The sequence below is a fragment of the Cellulomonas gilvus ATCC 13127 genome, assembly GCF_000218545.1.
Classification (GTDB): domain Bacteria; phylum Actinomycetota; class Actinomycetes; order Actinomycetales; family Cellulomonadaceae; genus Cellulomonas; species Cellulomonas gilvus.
The window spans coordinates 68,457-91,124 of sequence record NC_015671.1 but is presented as its reverse complement, the minus strand read 5'-3'; the positions used below and the strand labels follow the sequence as shown (position 1 = coordinate 91,124).

The following is a 22,668-nucleotide window of genomic DNA, read 5'->3' as shown; positions in this document are numbered from 1 at the left end:
TCTCGGCGGACGGTCAGGGGTTCAACGACCGGACCCGCCCGCAGGTGCCCGTGCGCGTCACAGCCCGCGCTGCCACGCCACGATCCGGTCCACGGCCTCGGCCACCACGGCCGGCGAGGACGCGAACGACAGCCGCACGTACCGGTGCCCGTCCACGGGGTCGAAGTCGGTGCCGGGCGTGAGCGCCACGCCCGCCTCGTCGAGCAGGCGCGCGCACCACGTCACGGAGTCCAGGCCCGACGCGGACACGTCGCCGTACAGGTAGAACGCGCCGTCGGCGGGTGCGACGTGCGTCCAGCCGAGCTCCGGCAGGCGCGCCAGCAGCAGCGCACGGGACTCGGCGTAGCGCTCCACGTTCTCGCGTGCCGCGGCCATGCCCGCCGCGGAGAACGCCGCGACGCCGGCGTGCTGTGCGAGCGCGGGCGGGCACAGCGCGACGTTGCCCGCGAGCGCGTCGACCGGGCCCACCAGGTCGTCGGGCAGCAGCAGCCAACCCAGCCGCCACCCCGTCATGGCCCAGTACTTGGAGAACGAGTTCACGACGACGGCACCCGCGTCGAGGTAGCGCGCGGCCGTCGCGACCTGCGCGGACGTGTACGTGATGCCGTGGTAGATCTCGTCGCTGACCAGGCGGACGCCGTGCTCGCCGCACCACGCCGCGAGCGCCTCGAGCTCGGCGGCGTCGATCATGGTGCCGGTCGGGTTCGCGGGCGACGCGACGACCAGGCCCGTCAGCGGGGCGCGGGCGTGCGCGGCCTCGAGCATCGCCACGGTCGGCTGGAACCGGCTCTCCGGCCCGCACGCCAGCTCGACGACCTCGCACCCGAGCGCCGCGAGGATGTTGGTGTAGGCGGGGTAGCCGGGCCGCGCGAGCGCGACACGGTCACCCACGTCGAACGCGGCGAGGAACGTCAGCATGAACCCGCCCGAGGACCCGGTGGTGACCGCGATGCGTGCGGGGTCCACGTCCAGGCCGTACCAGCCGGCGTAGTGCGCGGCGATCGCGGCCCGCAGGCCCGGCGCACCGAGCGCCTCGGTGTACCCCAGGTCGCCGCTGGTCAGCAGCTCGACCGCGCGCTGCCGCACCACGTCCGAGGCACCGGTCGACGGCTCCCCCGCGCACAGGTTGAGCACGTGCTCACCCGCGGCGCGGCGCGCGTTGGCCGCCGCGATGATCTCCATGACGGCGAACGGCGGCACGTGCGCGCGGGCGGCGACCTTCATGGCCCCATCCTGCCGCGCGCGTGGCGGATCAGGCGCGCGCGGCCAGCTGCTCCCGCACGTGCTCGACCACGTGGTCCGCACCGGCCTCGAGCTGCGCAAGGCACACCTCGAAGTCGCGGATGCCGCCGTACCAGGGGTCGTCGATGTCGAGCACGTGCTCGGGCTCACCCGGCGCCACGTCCGGCGCGGCCGGGTCGAACCGCCGGTACAGCACCACGTGGTCCACGCTCGCGTCGGGCGCACCCGCGGCGAGCCGCCGCAGCGCACGCGCGTGCTGGGCCGTCATCGGCAGCACCAGGTCGCGCGACGCGAGCTCGCTGGGCGTGATCCGGTGCGCGCGGTGCCCGTCGTCCACCAGGTACCCGTGCGCCTGCAGCACCGCCTCGGCGCGCGGGTCGATCGGGTTGCCGTGCTCCTCGTCGGACACGCCCGAGGAGTCCACCACCACGCGGTCACCCAGCCCGGCCCGGGCGAACCGGTCCCGCAGCACGATCTCCGCCATCGGCGACCGGCAGATGTTGCCGGTGCACACCGTCATCACGCGATACGTCACGCGCACATCCTGGCCCACGGCGCGTGCGGGCGGGGACCCGTCGCCCCCGCCCGCACGCGCGGTCAACGGACCGTGAGGGTGCGTGCGGTCGTGGCCGAGCGGTACGACGGACCCCCGAGGTAGGTGGCCGTCACGCGGGCCGTGCGCTGCGCGGCCGGGAGCGTCACGACGACGGTCCCGTCCCGCAGCACGCGCTTCGCGACCGTGGTGGCCCCCACCCGCACGACGACCGTGCCGGTGGGCGTGGCACCCGCGCCGCTCACGCGGACCACGACAGCCGGGCGGCTGCCCTTGGCCACGGTCCACGACGCGGCGGCGAGGCTCATGCGCGGCGTCGCCTTCGTGACCTGCAGCGTCGCGGACGACGACGAGCCCGCGACATGCGTGGTGCCCGCCCAGACCGCGGTGAGCCGGTGCGAGCCGACGGCCAGGCGTGCCGGGAGCGTCACGGTCGCGGTGCCGCGTGTGCCGCTGACCAGCAGGGTCGCGGTGCCGAGCACGCGCGTGCCCTCGCGCACCTCGACCCGTCCGGACGGTGCGGCGGCGGTGCCCGTGACCGCGACCTTGACCTTCGCGGCCGTGCCGTACGCGACCCGCGGGGCGACCAGCGTGGTCGTCGTGCGCGTCGCCGCGCGCGTCACCGTGACGGTGACGGTCGACGACGACGAGCCCGCGACGTCCGTGCCCGACGGCGTGAGCTCGGCGGTGAGCCGGTGAGTACCGGCGCCGAGCGTGACCTCGGCGGACGCAGCTCCGGCCGACGAGCCGGCCGCAACAGGTGCCGTCGCGAGCGTCCGCTCGCCGTCGCGGAACGTCACCGTGCCCGCGGTGGCGGGGGTGACGGTCGCGGTGAGCGTCTGGCGCTCGCCGTACCGCAGGCTCCCCGTGACGGTGAGCTCGGTGCTCGTCGTGCTCGCGCCGAACACCGCGCTGCGCGTCCCGAGGTCGAGCAGCACGGTCTCACCCGTGGCGTCCGCGAGCGCGTCGTTGTCGGTGATGGCCCAGACCGTGCCGTCTCCCGCGATCGTCAGACCCTCGAGCTTCTCCTGGGTCCAGCCCGCGGTCGCCCGCAGGTCCGGCAGGACGTCGCGCGCGAGCGTCTTGGTGAGCGTGCCCACCGTCCCCGGGGCGGGGTCGCTCGCGGGGACGTCCACGGTGTAGACGCGCTTGACGGCCGCGTTCGGGCCGTTGAGCTTGTCGCGTTCGATCACGGCGAGCGTGTCCGCGTCGACCGCGACCACCTCGGACAGGCCGATCCAGTCGCCGGCCGTGGCCGTGGTCTCGAGCGGGTACGCGAACCACGCCCACGCCCCCGTCGCGACGTCGTAGCGGCCCAGCCGTGCCGCGCCGCCCAGCCCGCCGGGGTCCGTGGTCAGGCCACGCTGCAGCGCGACCCACACGTGCTCGCCCGCGGCGTCGTCGAGCGTGGTCACGCCCTCGATCCCCCACTTGGTCAGGCCCGCCGCGACGTCGGCCGGGAGCGAGACGCGCTCGACGACCGCACCGTACGCGTTGGTCCGCACGATCTGGTTGGCCCCACCGGTCGCGCCCTCGACGCCCAGCCAGAACCCACCGCCCGCACGCGTGGCCACGCCCTCGACGTCGAGCGTCACGCCCGCGCCGCCCTCGGTCACGCGCAGCTGGCGGTCGATCACGGCGGGTGAGCTGCTCACGTCGATCGAGAGCAGGCGCGTGTCCTTGTAGGCGGCGTCGGTGGCGGACCACAGCCGCTCGTCGTCGCGGCGGTCGGCCGCGAGCGCGCCGAGTGCGCCCCAGCCGATGGGTGCGCCCGCGGCGTCCGCGGAGACGACCGACGGGAAGTCCGCGCCACCCGCGTGGGCGGCACCGCGGCCGAACACGGTCACGGCGGAGCGCACGCCCGCCGACGCCGCGTCGGTCTCCGAGGACACCAGAAGCAGGTCGCGGCCGGGCACGGGCAGGATGCCCTCGGGGCCGTTGGTCGTGGCCAGGACCTGGGTGAACACGGGGTGCACCGGGTCGCTCACGTCGTACACCGCCACGAAGTTGGACCGCTCCGAGCCGACGAACGCGTACGGCGTCCCGCCCAGGGTCGCGACCGCGAGGCCCTCGATCTCGACGCCCTTCTTGGCGGCCCGGTCCTCGGTGTGCAGACCCACGCGCACGGCGAGGCGCTCGAGCTCGGCGCCCGCGTCCCACACCACGGCGCCCGTGGTGGTGTCCAGCACGGACCAGCCGCGCGTCCCACCCTTCCAGTCGCCCTCGTTCGCGATCGCGACGTGCGTGGCGTCCAGCCACCCGATCGCGTCGGGCTCACGCGGCACCGCGGGGATGGCGCCCGTCTGCGAGATGACGCCGTCCTTGACCGTGTCGATCCCCGCGACGGCCTGCGTGCCCGCGGAGAACACGTCCGTGATGGCGCCGCTGGCGACGTCCACCAGCACGATCCCGTTGTTCTCCTGCAGCGTCACGGCCACCGTGCTGCCCGTCGGATCCACCGCGACGTACTCGGGCTCGGGGTCCTGCGGGGTGTCGAGCCCCGCGGCGACGAAGGACGGCAGCGCCTCGTCGCCCGCGGTGAACGGCACGGTGCGCAGCGACCAGTCGGCGGGTGCGGCCACGTCGGGCAGGTCCACGAGCACGAGCGAGCCGCCCGGCAGCTGCGGCAGGTCGCCCTTCGCGGCCCCGGCGGGGGTCGCGTCCTCGTCGCGCTGGTTCTCGATCGCGATCGCCGCGTGCCCCTTGTCCGGCGTGAGCGCGATCGAGTCGGGCTGGCCCGGCAGGTCCAGCGTGCGGACCACCCGGTGCGTCGCGAGGTCCACGACGACGAGCGCGCCCGACGGCTCGATGAACGACGCGGACGTGTCCACGACGACGAGCACGTAGCCGCCGACGACGGCCACCGACGTGGGCTCGGCGTGCGCGCCCACGCCGAGGTCCGCGGCCAGGTCGAGCGTCCCGGCCCCGACCGGGTGCGCGGGGTCGGTGATGTCCACGAACCCGATCCGGCGCGCGAGCGCGTCGGTGTGGACGAACGTGGTGCCGTCCTCGCTGACCGCGGAGATCTCCGCGACCGTCGGGTCGGCGGCGTCCGTGCCCGCAGGGCGGTTGAGGTAGACCGGGTAGGTGGCCAGCCGGTGGAACGCGGCGTCGGCCGCCGGCGCGGTCCAGCCCGCGTCGGACCAGCCGGGTGCGGGCGGCGCGGCGGCGACCGCGGGTGCGCAGGTCAGGCCAGTGGCGGTGAGCGCCACCGTGACGGCGACGGCGGGTGCGGCGGCGCGGCGCGGTGCGCGGACGGGCGCACGGCGGGGGCGTGCAGGCAGCATCGGGTCTCCTCGAGGACGTGGTCGGGGGCAGCGTCGTGCCCGCCGGTGTCCGGTGCCCGAACCCGTGGTGAACGGTCCGCGGCGGCTGCCTGACCAGGGCGCTGCGCAGGCCGATGGTCCCGGGGGCTCCCCCGGAAGGGCTTCGCCGTGTACGCTGGCACCTGCGTTCATGTCGCGGGCACTGTCCGCTGCGCTCTTCGGTTCCGCATCGAAGCAGGACCGCGAGCCAGGACGGCGCCCGTCGTCACCCGATCCACCTCCGCGCTGGTCGTGCGGAGCGAGAGCAGTCATCATCATCTTCACCTTTCTTGATCACCTGTCCCCGACAGGTCCCCGGTCTGTGACGCCCCGCTGGCGCCAGGCCGACATGGACCTCTGGGTCGCCACCGTCGACGACGAGTACGCGGGCCTCGCCCAGCGCGCCTCCGACGGTCTCCACGTCAGCGACCGCTACTCGCGGCCCGTCGGCGTCGTCGCGACCTGGCCCGAGGCCTCCGCGCTCCTGCACCCCGCCGCAGCGCCGCGGCCCCTGCCGTGCACGGCCCCCGGCCGCGCGGCTGCCCACCACACCGCGAGCTCACGCCGAGCCCGCGCCCACAACCGTCCGCGCCCTGAGGGTCGCGGCGAGCGAGGTCGCGCCCGCGACCGCGCCCCTCGAACGAGAGAAGACATCATGGCCACCGGAACTGTGAAGTGGTTCAACGCGGAGAAGGGCTACGGCTTCATCGCCCCCTCCGACGGCTCCGCCGACGTGTTCGCGCACTACAGCGCGATCGCGACGAGCGGTTTCCGTACCCTCGAGGAGAACCAGCAGGTCGAGTTCGACGTCGCGAGCGGCCCCAAGGGCCCGCAGGCGGAGAACATCCGCCCGCTGTGACGAGCTCCCCACCGGTCGCCTCGCCGTGAGGCCGGCGACCGGTGGCGATCCTCGGGGGCTGCGCGCGAGCGCGGCCCCCTTCGTCGTCCCCGGCGCGCTGCACCCCGTACCCGCGCCGTGGGACGACGAAGCCCCGGTACCCGCCGAGGGTCCGGGGCTTCGTCGTGCGGGCGGTGCGCTCGCTCAGACCTTGCGGAAGCGCGCGACCACGTGGCACTCGAACGGGTCACGTGCCGCGAGGCCGACCTCGTTGAGGTACCGCACGACGATCGCGTACGAGCGGAACAGGCTCGTCTCGGTGTACGGCACGTCGAGCACGCGGCAGTGCTCGCGCACCAGCCGGCGCGCCTGGGCCAGGTGCGGCCGCGGCATGCTCGGGAACAGGTGGTGCTCCACCTGGTAGTTCAGGCCCCCCATGAGCCACGTGGCCCACCAGCCACCCGCGACGTTGCGGGAGGTGCGCACCTGCTTGGTGAAGAAGTCCAGCTTGGCGTCCCGCGCGACGATGGGCATGCCCTTGTGGTTGGGCGCGAACGACGCCCCCATGTAGACACCGAACACCGCGAGCTGCACGCCCAGGAACGCGAAGGCCATGCCGAGCGGCAGCAGCCAGAACACCGGCGCCCAGAACAGCACGAACCGCACGGCGATCAGGCTGAGCTCGGTCGCGCGGCCCTTGACCTCGCCGCGCGCCAGCAGGTGCTGCAGGCCCAGGCGGTGCAGGTTCAGGCCCTCGAGCGTCAGCAGCGGGAAGAACAGCCAGCCCTGCCGACGCGTGATGAAGCCGAGCAGGCCGGACGCCTTGGCGGCGTCCTCCTCGATGAACGAGATCGTGTCGACCTCGATGTCCGGGTCCTTGCCGACGCGGTTGGGGTTCGCGTGGTGACGGTTGTGCTTGGTGTTCCACCACGACGAGCTCACGCCGACCACGCCGCACGCGAGGATCTGGGCCAGGCGGTCGTTGGCGGGGCCGCCGGCCAGGACCTGCTTGTGCGCGGCCTCGTGCGTGACGAACGCCGTCTGCGTGAACAGGATGCCGAGCCCCGCGGCGATGAGGAGCTGGAACCAGCTGTCGCCCAGCAGCAGGAAGCCGGCGAGCGCGGCGGCGAAGCCGACGACGAGCGCGGCACCCACGCCGCCGTAGAACGCGTACGCGCGGCGCAGCAGGCCACGGTCGCGGACCATCTGCGCGACCTGCGTGTACGCATGCGTCAGGTGCGGGAACGAGGTGTCCCGGGCGACCGTCGGGCGGAATCCGTCACGCAGCGCGGTCGCGGGGAGGGGGGTAGAAGTGGCGATGAGCACCTGCCGGGTGTGTGGCCCGCGCGGCGGGCGTCGTTGCCAAAGGCGTGTGCCTATCGCCATGCCACAGTAACCCGGGGTGTCCGGATCGCGCCGGACGGTCCGGTGAACGGACTGTGCGGATCTGCCGCGGGCGCGGGACAGCCCGTGGGCCGGGCCCCTGACGGGGCCCCGCCGCGAGGGACGAGGTCGCGGCTCCCACGGGCTGCGGTGACTGCCGGTGGTCCGCTCACCGCCCCGCCGGTGTCCTGACCGGTGAGGCGCGGCGGGTGCAGTCCGTCCGAGTTCCTCGGGCGACTAGCGGGCAGTCACCTCTCGCGTCCGGTAGAGCTTCATCTCTCGGACCACCTCCTTCCGTGTGTGCCGACGACGCTACGCCGGGGCCGGGGGGCCGCCCAGCGAATATCCGGGGCCTACGGGTGCGGCACGGTCGCGCGCAGCTCCACGTCCTCCGAGAGCGTCTCGACCACCAGCGCCAGCAGGTCCTCCGGGTCCTCCGTGGCCACCAGGTAGAAGCCGCCGACGACCTCGGTGATCTCGCCGAACGGGCCGTCGGTGACACCCGGCGCGGTGCCCGCGCGGCGCCGCACCACACGGCCCGTGCTCGCCGACTGCAGCTCCTCGCCGCCGACGATCGTGTGGCCGCGGCCGGCCGCGAGCGCCCGGAAGCGTCCGTGCGCGGCCTCGTTGGCCGCACGCTCGTCGTCCGTGCGGGCCGCCCACGCGGTCTCGTCGCCGTGCAGCAGGAGCAGGTGGGTCGCCTGGGACATGGGTTCCTCCTCGAGGGGCGCGACGGGTCGGTCCCGCCGTCACGGGGGTGACGCCCGACGCCCACCGGCTTCGACACCAGGCCGCAGGCCCGGCGCCAGGTGGCAGAGTTGGCCGCGTGATGCTCAAGAGCACGGCCGACGTGGCCGCCATGCGGCCGGCCGGGAAGTTCGTCGGCGGCGTCCTCTCGTCGTTGCAGGAGGTCGCCCGCGTCGGCATGACGCTGCAGCAGCTCGACGACCACGCACACCGGATGATCGACGCCGCGGGCGCGCACTCCGTGTACCTCGGCTACCACCCGTCGTTCGGGGCGATCCCTTACCCGGGCGTGCTGTGCACGTCGGTCAACGACGCCGCGTTGCACGGGCTGCCCTCGTCGTACGTGCTGCAGGACGGTGACGTGCTGTCCATCGACTTCGCGGCGCAGGTGCAGGGGTGGGTCGCGGACTCGGCGATCACGTTCCAGCTGGGCACGACGACGCCCGAGGCCCAGCGCCTGATCGAGACCACCGAGCGTGCGCTGCTCGCCGGCATCGCGCAGGCCAAGGTCGGCGGGCGCATGGGGGACATCTCCGCGGCGATCGGCGACGTGGGGCACCGCGCGGGGTACGGCATCAACACGGACTTCGGCGGGCACGGCGTGGGCCGGACGATGCACGAGGACCCGCACGTCCCCAACGACGGGCGCCGGCGCAGCGGCATGAAGCTCCAGGCCGGTCTGGTGATCGCGATCGAGCCGTGGTTCATGGCGGGCGGCGACGACTACGTGATCGACCCCGACGGCTGGACGATCCGGTCCGCCGACGGCTCGCTCGCCGCACACTTCGAGCACACCGTCGCGCTCACCGCGGACGGTCCCGTGGTCCTGACGGCACGCGGCTGATGAGCGGCAACGACCGGTACGACTCCGGCGCCCGCCCGTACGACGAGCCCGCGGGCCCGGCGTGGGGCTCACCGCCGGCCCACGGCGCCATCGGACCGGCCGCGCCGTGGCAGGCCACCGCGTGGGCGCCGCCCGCGACCGACCGCGTGCCGCCCAGCGACGCGACCGTCGTGGTCGCGTGGGTGCTGGTCCTTCTCACCGGGTTCTACCTGCTGCCGTGGGCGATCGCCGCGACGCGCGGCAAGGCGGACCGGTGGGGCGTCTTCTGGCTCACGCTGCTGCTGGGCTGGACCGGGATCGGCTGGGTGATCGCCCTGATCTGGAGCGTCATGCCGCACCGGCCGCTCGTCGCGCACCCCGTGCTCGCACCCGGGTGGTACCCGCAACGTGACGGGGGCCTGGCGTACTGGGACGGCCGCGGCTGGACGGGCCACCGCGCCTGACGCCGTCAGGCCGGGACGGTGAACGTCCAGCCGGCCGCGAGCAGCCGCGGGATCAGCCGGTCGACCGCCTCGACCGTCGCGCTGCGGTCCCCGCCGCCGTCGTGCAGCAGCACCACGCCGCCCGGCGTGACGCCCCGCTCGAGGCGCTCGAGCAGCTCGTCGGCCGCGGGCGGCGGGTCCCAGTCCGCCACCGCGAGGCTCCACGCGAGCGGCCGCATCCCCAGCCGGGCCGCGACCTGCGGCGTCCCGCCCCATGCGCCGAACGGCGCCCGGAACCACGGGACCGCCACGCCCGGGACCGCTGCGTCGATCGCGGCCGCCGTCGCGCGCAGGTCCGCCTCGACGCGTTCGTCGTCCCAGGTGCTCAGGTCGTCGTGGTGCAGCGAGTGGTTGCCCAGCACGTGACCGTCCGCGACCGTCCGGCGCACCACCTCCGGGTGCTGCCGCACGTGCTCACCCCACAGGCAGAACACCGCGCGCACGCCGTGCCGCGCCAGCACGTCGAGCAGCGCGGGCGTGCTGTCCGGGTGCGGTCCGTCGTCGAACGTCAGCGCCAGCGTGGGGCCCGGGACCCCGGTGTGCTCGACGAGGCGCGGCGGCGTGGCGGTCATGCCACGATCGCACCACGTCCTGCGCCGTCGCGGGCGCCTGCGCGCGGCGTGGCGCGACGACGAGCGCCGGTGCACCCGACGCCCGCTCCCGACCCACGTCCCAGGAGGCCGCCGTGGCAGACGACAGCCCGCACCCGGACTCCGCCACGCGGCGGATCCCGGTCACGTACGCGACCTGCGCGGACGTCGTCGGACCGTTCTTCCACGGCACCCGCAACGCGCTGCCCGCCGGGACCGAGCTGGTCCCCGGCCACGGCTCGAACTACCAGGACGGGCGCGTCTCGCGGAACATCTACTTCAGCGCGCTCGTCGAGACCGCGGCGTGGGGCGCCGAGCTCGCGGCCGCGCTGCGCTACGGCGAGGGTCGCGGCTACGTCTACGTCGTCGAGCCCCTGGGCCCGTTCGAGGACGACCCGAACGTCACCGACAAGCGCTTCCCCGGCAACCCCACGCAGTCCTACCGGACGCGGCACCCGCTGCGGATCGTCGCGGAGCTCGAGGAGTGGGAGGGCCACGCGCCCGACGTGCTGCAGGGCATGCTCGACAGCCTCGCGCGGCTGCGTGCGCAGGGCCTGGACGTCATCGAGGACTGACCGCCCTTCGTCGGACGGTCACGGCGCGTCGGCGACGGCCTCCGCGAACGTGCGCCTGCCCACCGCACGGTCCGGCGTCAGGTGCCGGCCCGCCCGGAACGCACGCATCGTGCGCCCCGGGATGGGCACCGCGAGCGTCAGCGAGCGTCGGCCACGCGCCGCCGCGAGGATCCGCACCGCCTCCGCGACCGCCAGCATCTGGGGTCCGCCCATGTCCTCGACGCGCCCCGACGGCCCTGCCTCCACCAGGTCGACCAGGCGCGTCGCCACCTCGCCGACGTCGATCGGCTGCACGCGCAGCCCGCGCGGCACCAGTGCGACCGGTCCCGCGCCCAGCCGGTCCAGCAGCTGCGCGACGAACTGGTGGAACTGCGTGGTCCGCAGGATCGTCCACGGCACGCCGCCGGTCTCCACCAGCTCCTCGACGTCCCGCTTGGCCCTGTAGTAGCCGTACGGGACGGCGTCCACGCCGACGATCGAGATGTCGATCAGGTGCGCCGTGCCCGCCCCCCGTGCCGCGGCCAGCAGCCGGCCCGCCGCCTCGACGTCGTGCGCGGGCCGGTTCGGCTCGCTCGCGCAGTGCACCACCGTCCGCACGCCGTCCACCGCGGCGGTCAGCCCCGCGCCCGTGGTGAGGTCGCCGACCACGCGCTCGACGCCCGGAGCGTCATCCGTCGCCGGGTGCCGGCTGAGCACCCGCACCGCGTACCCGCGCCGCCGCAGCTCCGCGACCACCCGCCGCCCCAGCATCCCGGTCCCGCCCGTGACCAGCACCGGAGCGTCGTCGGACCATGCGGGATCGTCCACCATCAGGCCATCCTGGCAGCCCGTCGCACTGTCGCATCCGCGCGTTCAGGGCGCCCCTCGGATCGTGCTAGCCTTCTGCAGCGCGCGCGAGTGGCGGAACGGCAGACGCGCTGGCTTCAGGTGCCAGTGTCCGAAAGGGCGTGGGGGTTCAAATCCCCCCTCGCGCACACATGTGATGTCGCAGGACATCCGCAACAGGCCGGACCCTCAGGGTCCGGCCTGTTGTCGTTCCGGTCGCTGCTGGCGAGATCGACGGTTGGCTCGAACCGGTGCTCGTCGCGACCCCCCGGGACCAGCCGGGACGCGGACCCGGCGCGCAGCCGGTCGCCAGCGATCGTCCACGAACTCGCTCTGATGGGAGCCGTAGAAGCACGAGAGCCCCGCACCGGGAGGTGCGAGGCTCAAGGCGATGCGGGAGGCCTGAAGGCGTCCTGCATGTTCGAGGCTACGCGCGGCGTGCCCCGCACGACGTCGACGGCGAGGACGCGTCCGGCCGGCGCGCACCCGTCCGTTGGGACGGCGTCCGCACCCAGTGGGCCGGTTGCGGATGCGGGGCGGGGGCGGGGGTGCGCACCCTGGGGGACACCCACCCGGAGGCACCGCGTGCGCGCGGCCCTCGTCCCGGCACCCTGGGAGAGACCGTGACCGACGAGTCCAGCGTCGCCAAGGCGGGCGCGCCCGCGCCCGACGACGCACGCAAGCCCGAGTCACCCACGCACCTGACGCGCCGCTCCTGGCGGTACGTGCTGAGGTCCACCGTGCGCGAGTTCAGCGAGGACCAGTGCACGGACCTGGCCGCCGCGCTGACCTACTACGCGGTGCTCGCGCTCGCGCCCGCCGCGATCGCGGTGCTCTCGGTGTTCGGCCTGGTCTCCGACCCGCGCTCCATGGTCGAGGACGTGCTGGGCGTGGTCGAGGACGTCGGCCCGGACTCCGCGGTGGACAGCGTGCGCCCCGTGCTCGAGCGCCTCACCGAGGCGCCCGCCGCGGGGCTCGCGTTCGTCGTCGGCCTCGCGCTCGCGCTGTGGTCGGCGTCGGGGTTCGTGGCCGCGTTCGGACGCGGCATGAACCGCATCTACGAGGTCGACGAGGGCCGCCCCGTGTGGAAGCTGCGGCCCGCGCTGCTGCTGGTCACGCTCGTGCTGGTGCTGATCGCGGTGCTGGTCGCGGCCATGCTGGTGCTGTCCGGGCCGGTCGCGCAGTCCGTCGGCGACACGCTCGGGCTGAGCGGCGTGGTGGTCACGGTGTGGCAGGTGGTGAAGTGGCCGCTGGTGCTGGCGCTCGTGGTCGTGGCGGTCGCGGTGCTGTACCACTGGACGCCCAACGTGCGGCAGCCGCGGTTCCGCTGGATCAGCGTCGGCGCGGCGGTCGCGATCGTCGTGTGGGCGCTGGCCTCCGCCGGGTTCGCGCTGTACGTGAGCGCGTTCGGCAGCTACGACACGACGTACGGCTCGCTCGCCGGCGTGGTCGTGCTGCTGCTGTGGCTGTGGCTGAGCAACCTGGCGCTGCTGTTCGGTGCCGAGCTGGACGCCGAGCTCGAGCGCGGACGTGAGCTCCAGGGCGGCATCGCCGCCGAGGAGACGCTCCAGCTGCCGCCGCGGGACACGCGCGCGAGCGACAAGCGCCGCGCCAAGCACGACGAGGCCGTGCGGCGCGGCCGCGAGCTGCGCACGCAGGCCGCACCGCCCGACGACGAGCGCGGGGGCTCGTGACCCGTCGTCGGGCGGTGCGTGACCTCAGCGGCGGCCGGGCCGCCGGCGCGTGCGGGAGATCAGCACCAGCCCGACGCCGGCCACGAGCAGCGCCACCAGGGCGCCCAGCGCGCCGGCCAGCTCCAGACCGGTGAGGGGGAGCTCACCGGAGGGGCCGTCGGGATCGGCCGGCGGGCCGACGGGCGGGTCCACCGGCGGGTCCACGGGCGGATTGCCGGCGAAGTGGTTGACGAGCCGCACCACGGCCTGCCCCGGGGCCGTCGTCGTCGCGAGGCCGTCCACCGAGACGCGCACCCCCGCGCCCGTGATCTCGCCGGTGCCGTCCACGGTCACCGTCCAGGTGGTGCGCTCGGCGCCGCCGGTCTCGGTCTCCGTGAGCACGCACGACGCGCCCACGGGGAGCCCGGTGTAGCGCGCACGCAGCGTCGGGGCCCGCAGCACGCGCTCGGCACCGCCCGGGACGGCGAGCTCGGCGTCGCGCCACGTGCACGCGAGCTCGACGACGAACGGCCCGGCCGCACCGTCCGCGGTCGGGTCGCCCGCGATCTCCTTGACGACGTCGAGCGACGTGACGTCGAACGTGTTGGTCACGGTCACCACCGCGGTGGACACGGCCTCTCCGGACGCCGGGGCGTCGATGCGCACCAGGCCGTCCGCGGGGCTCGTCGTCACGCGCGTCGCACCGCCGTCGGACGTCTCCTGCACGGTGCACGCGGTGCCCACGGGGTAGGTGCCGAACGTGCGGGACTCGCCTGCGCGGAGCGTGAACTCCTCGTCGAGCACCGTGACGCCCCGGGACGTGCACACGGCCGAGAACCCGAACGGTCCGGCACCCAGCTGGGCCGCCCCGTCGCCGTCGACGACCTTGCGGACCTCGAGGACGCCCGCGTCGAACCCGTTGGTCACCGTGACCTCGCCGGGCACCACGCCGACGACGACGGTCGCCTGGCCGTCGGTGGTCTCCACGACCCCGTCGCCCACGACGACGACGCGCTCGGCGCCGCCCCGCTCGGTCTCCCGCAGGCCGCACGTCGCCCGGGCGGGGATGGTGCCCGGGGGCGTCGTGAAGGTCTGGCCGGCCCGCACGTCGAACCGCAGCTCGGGAGCGCCGTCGAACAGCACCGTCTCGCCGGTGACCGCGACCGTGCAGGACAGCGTGAACGAGAACGGGCCGTCCACGCCGGCCGTCGCGGCCGTGTCGAGCCGCTTCGTCACGGACAAGCCGCTGTAGAGGTAGGTGTTGGTCAGGGTCGCCACCTGGTCGGTCGGGACGTCGTCCTGGGCCGCCGCGGGTGCGGCGATCACGACGTGCACCGGTCCGGTCCGCTCGGCCTCTCCCGCGTCGCCCGGCGCACCGGACTCGGTGACGTCGCACTCCGTGCCGACCGGGAGCCCGTCGATGCGGGCCAGGTAGCCGGTCGCGTCGTCGAGCGTGAGCTCCGCGTCCGCGCCCAGGTCCAGCCGGGTGCCGTCGAGCGTGCAGACCACGTTCGCGGTGAAGGACGTCGGCGCGAACGCGGCGGCCGGGCCGGTGACGGCCTTGCGCACCTCGAGCGGCCCGGTGAGCACCTCGACGCCCATCTTGGCGGGCGCGATGGTCTTCCAGCCCGTGGCACCGAGGTCGCGGTACTTCACGCCGAACTGGTTCCAGGCGACCACGTCGTCGGCGGCCGGGCCGGCCGGCACGCCGTCGAGCGAGTCCGCGTCCGCGTCCGCGTCCGCGAGCACGTTCGTGGAGGAGAACGTGACGTCGACGAACTGACCGGACAGGAGCGCCCCGGCCGGTGTGGTCCGCAGGTCGACGCGCACGCGCAGGCCGGTGACCGAGTCCCACGGCGTGGTCGGGCCTACGGCCGCCCACTGCTCGCCGTTCTGCTCGCACACCGGGCTCGTCGGCAGGCCCGTCCAGGTGCCCCGGCAGGACGCGGCGGTCGTGGTCACCTCGGTCACCACGGTCGCGCCCGCGGGCGCGGTCACGTGCAGCGACTCCGCGACCAGCTGCGGCCGGAACGCCGAGCCGCGGGACGCGCCGGAGATGATCATCGCGTCGTCGGGCGCGGCCAGCGGGTCGAACACCGTGAGGTCCTCGACGCTCGTGGTGCCGCCGTTGACCACGCGCAGCACCCAGTCGTCCGTGCCGCCCACCTGCGAGCGCGCGATGCACGGGGTCCGGTAGTAGTCACCGCCGGTCGCGTGCACGAGCGGCGCGCACTCCTGGCCCGCCGCGGTCGCTGCGCCCGGGACGGACCCGCGCACACCCTTGACCGTGAACAGGTTCGGGCCGCCACGCGGCGAGACGTGGTCCGTCGCGCCGCAGGTCGTCGGGTCCTGCGCCCACGCACCCGTGACCGGCCGGGTCGGGTCGAGCGGTGTGCACGCGTCGAGCGGCTGCGCCGTCGTGACCGTCATGGTGTTGGTGGCGCGGTCGGACTCGGCGAGGCCCGGCTGCAGCTCGAGCATGAGCCGCACCGTGACGGACTCGCCGGGATCGAGCGTGCGGCCGTCCTGCGGCCAGGTCAGCACCAGGTCGGAGCCGTCGCGGTCGACCGTCACGTCGTCGGACATCTGCCCGTCGTCGTCGGTGGTCACCACGGGTGCCGCCTCCCCGGTCCAGACGAGCGACGGCGGCAGCTGGTCGCGCAGCTCGGTGACCGTGAGGTAGCCCGTGCCGGTGTTGGTGAACCGCAGGTCCCAGGGCACGGCGGTGCCCACGTCGACCGTCCGGTCACCCTCGTTCGCGAGCTTGGACACCGCCAGCCGGTGCGTCCCCTCGGAGAGCGTGACGACCGCGGACCTCGACCGCTCCTCGGACACCTCGCCCGTGAGCCGGTCGCTCTGCACGACGACCGTGTTCTGCACGGGCGCCGCGGGCGTGTCGATCGCGATGGCCGTGCCGTCCTCGCGCGTCTCGTCCCTCAACCGCACCGTGAACGCGGCGCTCGCCGTCCAGCCCGGTGCCGGGATCGCGCGGGAGAAGAACCCGCCGTCGGCGCGCAGGAACGTGAAGCGGATCCCCTGCACGCGTGCGAGGTCGGCCCCGGACACGGGCAGCTGCACGGTCCCGGGCGTGGCGGCGGTGCCGCTGACCCAGGTGCGCACGCCGTCCGCGCCGAACGGTCCGAGCACGTCGACGCGGACGCGGTCGGCCCCGGCGGGCAGGCTGATCGCGCCCAGCCCCACCAGGTCGAACCGGTCCCAGAAGTCGGGTGAGCCGTCGACGTCGTCGCGCAGCCGGACCTCGGCGGGGGCCAGCGTGCTGGTCGCCTGCGTGGCGCCGAGCGTCACCGTGAGGGGCTCGGCACGGCGCGGCGCCGTCAGCGTCGCGGGGCTGATGGACTTGTTCGCGAGCACGTCGATGTCGCCGCCCGTGAGCGGGACGTGCGCGTCGTCGGTGCCGGCGGCCAGCGCCGTCGGGGCGAGCACCGGGTCGTACGACTGCGCGTACGCGTGGTTCTCGACGTCCACCGACCGACCCGCGGCGAGCTGCTGGACCTCACCCGAGCTGCGCAGGTGCGTGCGCAGGCGCGTGGTCAGCGTGAGGGTCAGCACGTCGTCCCGGCTGATGGTGCCGCCGGTCGTGGCGGGGTCCGTGCCCTGGAACGTCACGCTCACCCCGACGACGTCCGCGAGCTGCGCGGGCGTCATCGCGACGAGGGCGGCCGCGGTCGTGGACTCGCTCGTGTAGCCGGTGCCGTCGTACCGCAGGAGCCAGGCGACGGACCGGGTCAGGTCGACCTCGGCCGGGACGGACGCCGCGAGCTGGACGCGCGTCAGGTCGAACCGGTCGAACATGCTGGGCGCGCTGCCCGGCGCGAGCCAGTCGACCGTGGCGGCGAACGGGTCGGCCGTGGCCTGCGCGAGCGCGCAGCCCTGCTGGACGTCGAAGTCCGAGCACGCCGGGTCCGTCACGCGGACGTAGGACGCCTTGGCCACCGAGTCGTTGCGTGCCGTGATCGTGAACGTCCGCACCGGCCAGCTGCCCGCGTCGACGGTGTCCGGCCGCGGCACGTAGAGCGGCGTGGTCGGGGTCACCGACTTGGCGATCACGACGAGCGGGACGGCGTCGGTCACGACGATGTCGTCGTGGTCGGTCCCGACCGCGTCGGGCCCACCGGCGAGCCGCGTCCCGCGCGCCTCGACGGTGTTCCGGACCACGCCGGGCTCACCGGTGCCGAAGTCCGTGGTGCCGGTCACCCACTCCTGCGCGGACCGGCGGACCTGGCGCACCTGCCAGTCGAGGACGAATGCACGGTCGGTCGAGGCCGCCGCCACGCCGGTCCCGGGGGCCGGGGCGAACGGGTCGAACGCGGCACCCAGCTCACGTGCGGCCTCACGCGCGGCGGTGTCCTCCTCGAGCACCACACGCACGCCGCGCGCGTCCGCGCGCTGCTGGGCGCTCAGCGTGAGCCCGACGAACCCGGTGGAGGACGTCCAGCCCCCCGCCGGTGGTGCCACCGTCGCCCACGCGAACCCGCCCGCACCGTCCGGCAGGAACAGCTCGACGGCCGTCACGCGGTCGTACCGCAGGTACCAGCCGTTGCTGAACGGGGTCGACGAGGTGGCGACGGGGCGGACCCGCACCAGGTCGAACGCGTCGAACACCGTGTCGGCGACCGCTGCCGGAGCGGCCGGGTCGCTGATCGCGACCGCGGACAGGCCCGTGCGGCTCCGCCACGTCAGGGTCGTCGAGCGCTGCTGCCCGGACTGCGCGGCGACGGTCGCGCTCGACCACCGCTTGTCCACCGAGACGTCACCGACCCCGGGGGGTGTGGGCTCGACGACGCCGTCGTCCCCCGCATCCGCGCCGCCGGTCACGGGCGTGCCGCCGTCGGTCTCGCCCGAGCCCTGCGCGGCGGCCGCGTTGGTCAGCGCCGTCTGGCCCGTGGCGAGCGGGCCCCCGGTGCGCAGCGTGCCCCGCGCCGTGGTCACCAGGTACGGGACCACGGTGACGTTCTCCTCGAAGCCGTCGGCGTCGGTGAACGCGAACCGCACGCCCGTCACGTCCCGCAGGTCCACGCCCGGGGGAAGCGCGCCGGTGAGCGCGGCGGCGTCGAGCTCGAGCAGCCAGGTGGCGCCGCGAGCCGGCTCGGTGGCGACCGTGACCCACGTGCCGACCGCGGTCTGCACCTGGACCTCGACCGCGACGCCCGACGGCACCTGGGTGGGCGCGACCGCCTCGAGGTCGAACGCGTTCCAGAAGCCGGTGGCCGCGCCGTCCCACGCATCGGTCACGGTCAGCTCGTCGGCGGTGACGTACGACGAGGACACGCGCAGGTCCGTCTCGAGCTCGACGACCGCGCGGTCGCCCGGACGCACCGCGGTGCCGGGGCGCACCGTCTTGACGAGGTCGACCCCGATCGAGGCGGGGAGCTCGGTGAGGCGCGCGGTGTCGGTGCCGGTCGCGGTGGTGCCGTTGGGCGCTGTGACGGTGACCGTCGCGGTGTTGTCGAAGCTCGCCGGGGCGCCGGTGGTGCGCTCCACGGTGCCGACCGCCACCTCGAGGCGCGCTGGATCGGCGTTCGGGGCGATGACCCCGGTGAACACCACCTCGAACCCGGTCACGTGCACGGCGCCGGGCGTGCTGGGACCGGCCGGCACCTCACCCCGCGCGAGGCCGACCTCCTGCGTCCCCCCGTCGGACAGGTGGTACACGACGCTCGCGGCCGTGGCGCCCGTGGGCCACTGCGGCGCGGTGGCGAACCCGCCGAACGACGGGTCGACCCCGAAGAAGCCCAGGTCGGCCACGCGGAGCTCCGCGACCGCGACGTCGGACGTCTGCGCCGCGACGAGCGACAGCGTGCTCGACTGGCCCGCGGAGACGCGCTGCGGGGAGAAGTCCTTGGTGATCTGCGTGCCGAGCCTCGCCGGGACCACCTGATACGGCGCCTGCGCGGACCGCGTCACGGGCGCGTGGCCCGCGAGCGCGGCGGTCCCGGACACCACGTTGGTGACGGAGTGGGTCGCCGTCGACAGGTCCGTGCCCGACACGCGGTCGGTGGCGCGCTGCGTGACGTCCAGGTCGAGCGCGAGCCGTGCACCGACCGGCAGGTCGCCCTCGCACGTGATCCGCACGCCCGCGACGTCGGCCGCCGCGACGCCCGCGGGCAGCGCGACACCGTCGTCGGGGTCACCCAGGACCCACCTCCACGCGCCACCGGCGAGCACGTACGCATCGACGCGCACCGTGGAGCACTGCGCGGGCACGGCGGACGACGCGAGACCGTCGAGGTCGACCAGCCGGAACGGGTTGGTCGCGGGGAGCGCGGACGCACCGTCCGGTGCGGCCGCGGGCTCCTGCAGCACCAGACGGTCGACGCGGGCGTTCGACGCGTTCGTCGTCGAGATCGCGATCGCCGACGCGCCACCCTCGTCGAACGCCTGCGAGGCGGGCGACCACGTCTTCGTCGTCGCGACGTCGACCACGATCGGGACGACGACGTGCACGGTCGCCGAGTCGTCCGCCGGCGCGGAGTTGCTCGCGGTGACGGTCGCGTCGTTGTCGAGCGTCACGTCGGTGCCGGGGGCCAGGTCGGTGGGCACCTTGACGGTCATGTCGACGGTGAACGTCAGGCCGGCCTGGATGCCGGTACCGGTCGGGCTGACCGTCGGCTGCGTGAACGCGACCCGCAGCTGGGTGTCGGCCGCGATGGTCGTCGGCGCGGTGGCGCTGGTGACACCCGCCGACGTCCACGTCGCCGCGTAGGTCAGCGCCGGCTGCGAGGCCTTGAACGTGACCCCGGTGAGCGTGTGACCCGCGAGGTCGCCCATCGTGTCGACCAGCACGGCATCGAGGCAGGACGCCTCAGAACACGTCACCTGCACCCGATAGGTGTAGGAGTCACCCGGCGCCAGCTCGGCCTGGCTGACGGTCTTCGTCAGCGCGAGGTACTGGGGGTCGGCAGCGGCAGCGGGCACGGTGGTCATCGGCACCGTCACGAGTGCGACGAGCAGCGCGACCACAGCGGCGACGCGGCGACGCGCACGGACGCGCGCAGGCAGAGATGGCAAGGCAGACCCCCGTCAGGACATGGATGGCCCGACCCTCACGCGCCGCACGCCCGGGGAGCGGGTGACGTCGCTCGATCTGTCGCACCGCCGTGCACGCGCTGTCGCGGGTGCACGATTTGCCGCAATGGCCCAGGTCAGAGCTCGGCGAGGCCGTTCGCGCGCAGGGCGGCGGACCGGAACTGCGTCGGCGTGAGGCCGAACCGGGCGCGGAACGCACGCGCCAGCTGCGTCGCGCCGCCGAACCCCGACGCACGCGCGATGCGCCGCACCGTCAGCGCGCGGTCGCCGCTCGCGAGCAGCTCGGCGGCGTGCTCGAGCCGGATGTCCCGCAACGTCGAGGCGAGGCTGTCGTTCTCGCCGTCGAACTGCGCGAACAGGTGCCGTCTGCTCACGCGCAGCTCACGGGCCACCGCGTCCGCGTCGAGCTCGGGCTCCGCGTAGCGCCGCTGCAGCACGTCGCGCGCGCGGTCGCGGAGCACGCCGCCGTCGGACGGCTCGGCGGGCCCGATCGCCCCCGCGACGGTCGTGGCGAGCAGCGCGTACAGCGTCTGCGACGCCACCGTCGCGACGAGCGGCTCGGGCTCGTCCACGAGCACGTCGAGCAGCTCGACCGCGGCGGGGAGCAGCGGGGCGGCGCGCTGGACCAGGTCGTCGTCGTGCAGCACCGGATCGGCTCGCCGCCCGAACAGCCGGGTGCTCATCACGGCGTAGGTCCGCTCGCACTCGTCGTCCAGCCACTCGACGAGGTACTCGCCGATCGGCGGGTGCAGGATCGCGTCCCCCGCGACCACGTCACGCGCGCGGTCGTCCTGGACGAACCGACCCCGCCCGGCGTGCACGAGCTCGACGACCGAGATGCGCGGTCCGTCCACCGCGCCGACGGCCTCCCGCCGGAAGCGGGCGGAGAACGGTGACCCGCGGTAGCGGATCAGCAGCATCTTCTCGACGCTGACCACGTGCACGCTCGCGCGTGAGGCGGGGCCGTGCGGGAACGTCGTCTCGCAGCCCATCGGGCCCAGCAGAGCCGCGATCTCCGCCGCACCGATCTCCCCGCGCCCGGTGCCGAGCGTGTGCGCGATCCACGCGAAGACGGAGCCGATGGACAGGTCGGGTGGCCGCTTCACGCGGGGAGGTGCGGAGAGCATCGCCCACACGCTAAACCGGACGCAGTCCTGTTTCTGCCGTGTCGACACGAAAGGCTGACACGAGCCACCCGTTCGCGGCGCTCCTCAGCGCGGGACGCCGCGTCGGCGTGGGGTCACCGCTGCTGGTACACGTCCGGGACGCCGTCCTCGTCGGAGTCCTCGGACTCGATCTTCGCGATCCGGCGGTACGCCCGGTTGCGCGCGCGCAGCAGGACGGCCGCCAGGATCGCGGCAGTGAGCGAGCCCGTCAGCACGCCGACCTTGACGTGCGCGGCGAGCGTCTCGGAGTCGAACGCGAGCTCCCCGATCAGCAGCGACACCGTGAAGCCGATCCCCCCGAGCACCGCCAGCGCGAGCACGTCGAGCCAGCGCAGGTTCTCGTCCAGGTCGGCACGCGTGAAGCGGGCCACCAGCCACGTGGTGCCGAAGATCCCGACGGCCTTCCCGACGACGAGGCCGCCGACGATGCCGAGCGCGACCGGGTCGGTCAGGGAGTCGCGCAGACCGTCGCCGCCGCCGACGGCGACGCCCGCGGCGAAGAACGCGAACACCGGCACGGCCACGCCGGCCGAGATCGGACGCAGGCGGTGCTCGAGGTGCTCCGCGAGGCCAGGGCGGCCCGGTGAGCCGTCCGCGGCGCGCGCCACGGGGATCGCGAAGCCGAGCAGCACGCCCGCGACGGTCGCGTGGATGCCGGACGCGTGCATGAGCGCCCAGGTCACCACAGCGACCGGCAGCAGCACCCACCACGCACGCACGCCGCGTCGCACCGCCCCGGTGAACACCACGAGCCCGGCAGCGGCGCCGAGCAGCGGCCACACCTGCACGTGGTCGGTGTAGAACACCGCGATCACGGTCACGGCGAGCAGGTCGTCGACCACCGCGAGCGTCAGCAGGAACGTGCGCAGCGCGGCGGGCAGGTGCGTCCCGACGACCGCGAGGACCGCGAGCGCGAACGCGATGTCGGTCGCGGTGGGGATCGCCCACCCGGCGAGCCCGTCGCGGCCGGCGGACGCGACCACCGCCACGTAGACGAGCGCGGGGGCGACCATCCCGCCGACGGCCGCGAGGATCGGCAGCGCGGCCCGACGAGGGTCGCGCAGGTCCCCGACCACGAACTCACGCTTGAGCTCGAGTCCGACGACGAAGAAGAAGATCGCGAGCAGCCCGTCGGCGGCCCACGTCCCGAGGCTCAGGTGCAGGTGCAGCGCCTCGGGGCCGATCCGCAGGTCCCGCAGCGACTCGTACGAGCCCGCGGCCGGCGAGTTCGCCCACACCAGGGCGGCGACCGAGGCGACCAGGAGCAGGGCACCGCCGACGGTCTCCTTGCGCAGGACGTCGGCGACGCGTGTGTTCTCCGCCCACGACGGGCGGGGCAGCAGCGGCTGGCGAGGCTGGTTCACGGGGGGCCTTCCGGGGTCGGCAGCAACGTTGCCG

Annotated in this window: 15 protein-coding genes and 1 tRNA gene; 6 read left to right on the top strand and 10 right to left on the bottom strand. The window is 74.6% G+C overall.

Annotated elements, in window-relative coordinates:
- Nucleotides 1-57: 57 nt before the first annotated feature.
- The 3 genes from CELGI_RS00390 to CELGI_RS00380 form a co-directional block, all read right to left on the bottom strand.
- Nucleotides 58-1,224 carry a pyridoxal phosphate-dependent aminotransferase gene (locus CELGI_RS00390; RefSeq protein WP_013882139.1) on the bottom strand — a complete coding sequence of 389 codons (1,167 nt, stop codon included), beginning with the start codon at nucleotides 1,222-1,224 and terminating at the stop codon, nucleotides 58-60.
- A 28-nt stretch (nucleotides 1,225-1,252) separates the two neighbouring features.
- Entirely contained in the window at nucleotides 1,253-1,777 is a 525-nt protein-coding gene (locus CELGI_RS00385) for a low molecular weight protein-tyrosine-phosphatase (protein ID WP_013882138.1), read from the bottom strand.
- Nucleotides 1,778-1,839: 62 nt separating this feature from the next.
- Nucleotides 1,840-5,082, bottom strand: a complete 3,243-nt coding sequence (locus tag CELGI_RS00380) for an esterase-like activity of phytase family protein (RefSeq protein WP_013882137.1) — start codon at nucleotides 5,080-5,082, stop codon at nucleotides 1,840-1,842.
- Nucleotides 5,083-5,755: 673 nt separating this feature from the next.
- On the opposite strand from CELGI_RS00380, the gene CELGI_RS00375 reads away from it, so the two are divergent.
- The gene (locus CELGI_RS00375) at nucleotides 5,756-5,959 is read left to right on the top strand and encodes a cold-shock protein (protein ID WP_013882136.1); all 204 of its coding nucleotides are present in this window, start codon (nucleotides 5,756-5,758) and stop codon (nucleotides 5,957-5,959) included.
- A 183-nt stretch (nucleotides 5,960-6,142) separates the two neighbouring features.
- Here CELGI_RS00375 and CELGI_RS00370 read toward each other — a convergent pair whose 3' ends face one another.
- Both CELGI_RS00370 and CELGI_RS00365 read right to left on the bottom strand, forming a co-directional pair.
- Nucleotides 6,143-7,264 carry a fatty acid desaturase family protein gene (locus tag CELGI_RS00370; protein WP_013882135.1) on the bottom strand — a complete coding sequence of 374 codons (1,122 nt, stop codon included), beginning with the start codon at nucleotides 7,262-7,264 and terminating at the stop codon, nucleotides 6,143-6,145.
- 410 nt (nucleotides 7,265-7,674) lie between these two features.
- The gene (locus CELGI_RS00365) at nucleotides 7,675-8,031 is read right to left on the bottom strand and encodes a YciI family protein (protein WP_013882134.1); all 357 of its coding nucleotides are present in this window, start codon (nucleotides 8,029-8,031) and stop codon (nucleotides 7,675-7,677) included.
- Nucleotides 8,032-8,150: 119 nt separating this feature from the next.
- Between CELGI_RS00365 and map the strand changes: the two genes are divergently transcribed.
- Together map and CELGI_RS16675 are read left to right on the top strand one after the other, a co-directional pair.
- Entirely contained in the window at nucleotides 8,151-8,912 is a 762-nt protein-coding gene (gene map / locus CELGI_RS00360; protein ID WP_013882133.1) for a type I methionyl aminopeptidase, read from the top strand.
- Nucleotides 8,912-9,355: a superinfection immunity protein gene (locus CELGI_RS16675; RefSeq protein ID WP_013882132.1), complete on the top strand. Its 444-nt coding sequence runs from the start codon at nucleotides 8,912-8,914 to the stop codon at nucleotides 9,353-9,355. Before map ends, CELGI_RS16675 begins: the two co-directional genes overlap by 1 nt.
- Before the next feature lie 5 nt (nucleotides 9,356-9,360).
- Here CELGI_RS16675 and CELGI_RS00350 read toward each other — a convergent pair whose 3' ends face one another.
- A complete protein-coding gene (locus CELGI_RS00350) occupies nucleotides 9,361-9,966 on the bottom strand; it encodes a polysaccharide deacetylase family protein (protein ID WP_013882131.1) in 606 nt (201 codons plus the stop codon).
- 155 nt (nucleotides 9,967-10,121) lie between these two features.
- On the opposite strand from CELGI_RS00350, the gene arr reads away from it, so the two are divergent.
- Nucleotides 10,122-10,559: an NAD(+)--rifampin ADP-ribosyltransferase gene (gene arr / locus CELGI_RS00345; protein WP_041574270.1), complete on the top strand. Its 438-nt coding sequence runs from the start codon at nucleotides 10,122-10,124 to the stop codon at nucleotides 10,557-10,559.
- A gap of 18 nt (nucleotides 10,560-10,577) precedes the next feature.
- Here arr and CELGI_RS00340 read toward each other — a convergent pair whose 3' ends face one another.
- Entirely contained in the window at nucleotides 10,578-11,369 is a 792-nt protein-coding gene (locus tag CELGI_RS00340; RefSeq protein WP_013882129.1) for an SDR family oxidoreductase, read from the bottom strand.
- Nucleotides 11,370-11,450: 81 nt separating this feature from the next.
- Between CELGI_RS00340 and CELGI_RS00335 the strand changes: the two genes are divergently transcribed.
- A tRNA-Leu gene (locus CELGI_RS00335) sits at nucleotides 11,451-11,533 on the top strand.
- 474 nt (nucleotides 11,534-12,007) lie between these two features.
- On the top strand, nucleotides 12,008-13,078 hold the full coding sequence (locus tag CELGI_RS00330) for a YihY/virulence factor BrkB family protein (protein ID WP_013882128.1): 1,071 nt from the start codon (nucleotides 12,008-12,010) through the stop codon (nucleotides 13,076-13,078).
- A 24-nt stretch (nucleotides 13,079-13,102) separates the two neighbouring features.
- On the opposite strand, the gene CELGI_RS17235 is transcribed toward CELGI_RS00330, so the two are convergent.
- The 3 genes from CELGI_RS17235 to nhaA all read right to left on the bottom strand — a co-directional run bounded on the left by CELGI_RS17235 (nucleotide 13,103) and on the right by nhaA (nucleotide 22,634).
- On the bottom strand, nucleotides 13,103-20,002 hold the full coding sequence (locus CELGI_RS17235; protein WP_169315121.1) for a DUF5979 domain-containing protein: 6,900 nt from the start codon (nucleotides 20,000-20,002) through the stop codon (nucleotides 13,103-13,105).
- A gap of 218 nt (nucleotides 20,003-20,220) precedes the next feature.
- The gene (locus tag CELGI_RS16180; protein ID WP_013882126.1) at nucleotides 20,221-21,231 is read right to left on the bottom strand and encodes a helix-turn-helix transcriptional regulator; all 1,011 of its coding nucleotides are present in this window, start codon (nucleotides 21,229-21,231) and stop codon (nucleotides 20,221-20,223) included.
- 113 nt (nucleotides 21,232-21,344) lie between these two features.
- Nucleotides 21,345-22,634: a Na+/H+ antiporter NhaA gene (gene nhaA, locus CELGI_RS00315; protein ID WP_013882125.1), complete on the bottom strand. Its 1,290-nt coding sequence runs from the start codon at nucleotides 22,632-22,634 to the stop codon at nucleotides 21,345-21,347.
- Nucleotides 22,635-22,668: the final 34 nt, after the last annotated feature.

Excerpts from the sequence above, each read along its gene's own strand:
- CELGI_RS00390 (WP_013882139.1), bottom strand. The coding sequence starts at position 1,224 with ATGAAGGTCGCCGCCCGCGCGCACGTGCCGCCGTTCGCCGTCATGGAG.
- CELGI_RS00380 (WP_013882137.1), bottom strand. The coding sequence starts at position 5,082 with ATGCTGCCTGCACGCCCCCGCCGTGCGCCCGTCCGCGCACCGCGCCGC.
- CELGI_RS00375 (WP_013882136.1), top strand. The coding sequence starts at position 5,756 with ATGGCCACCGGAACTGTGAAGTGGTTCAACGCGGAGAAGGGCTACGGC.
- CELGI_RS00365 (WP_013882134.1), bottom strand. The coding sequence starts at position 8,031 with ATGTCCCAGGCGACCCACCTGCTCCTGCTGCACGGCGACGAGACCGCG.
- map (WP_013882133.1), top strand. The coding sequence starts at position 8,151 with ATGCTCAAGAGCACGGCCGACGTGGCCGCCATGCGGCCGGCCGGGAAG.
- CELGI_RS16675 (WP_013882132.1), top strand. The coding sequence starts at position 8,912 with ATGAGCGGCAACGACCGGTACGACTCCGGCGCCCGCCCGTACGACGAG.
- CELGI_RS00350 (WP_013882131.1), bottom strand. The coding sequence starts at position 9,966 with ATGACCGCCACGCCGCCGCGCCTCGTCGAGCACACCGGGGTCCCGGGC.
- CELGI_RS00340 (WP_013882129.1), bottom strand. The coding sequence starts at position 11,369 with ATGGTGGACGATCCCGCATGGTCCGACGACGCTCCGGTGCTGGTCACG.
- CELGI_RS17235 (WP_169315121.1), bottom strand. The coding sequence starts at position 20,002 with ATGACCACCGTGCCCGCTGCCGCTGCCGACCCCCAGTACCTCGCGCTG.
- CELGI_RS16180 (WP_013882126.1), bottom strand. The coding sequence starts at position 21,231 with ATGCTCTCCGCACCTCCCCGCGTGAAGCGGCCACCCGACCTGTCCATC.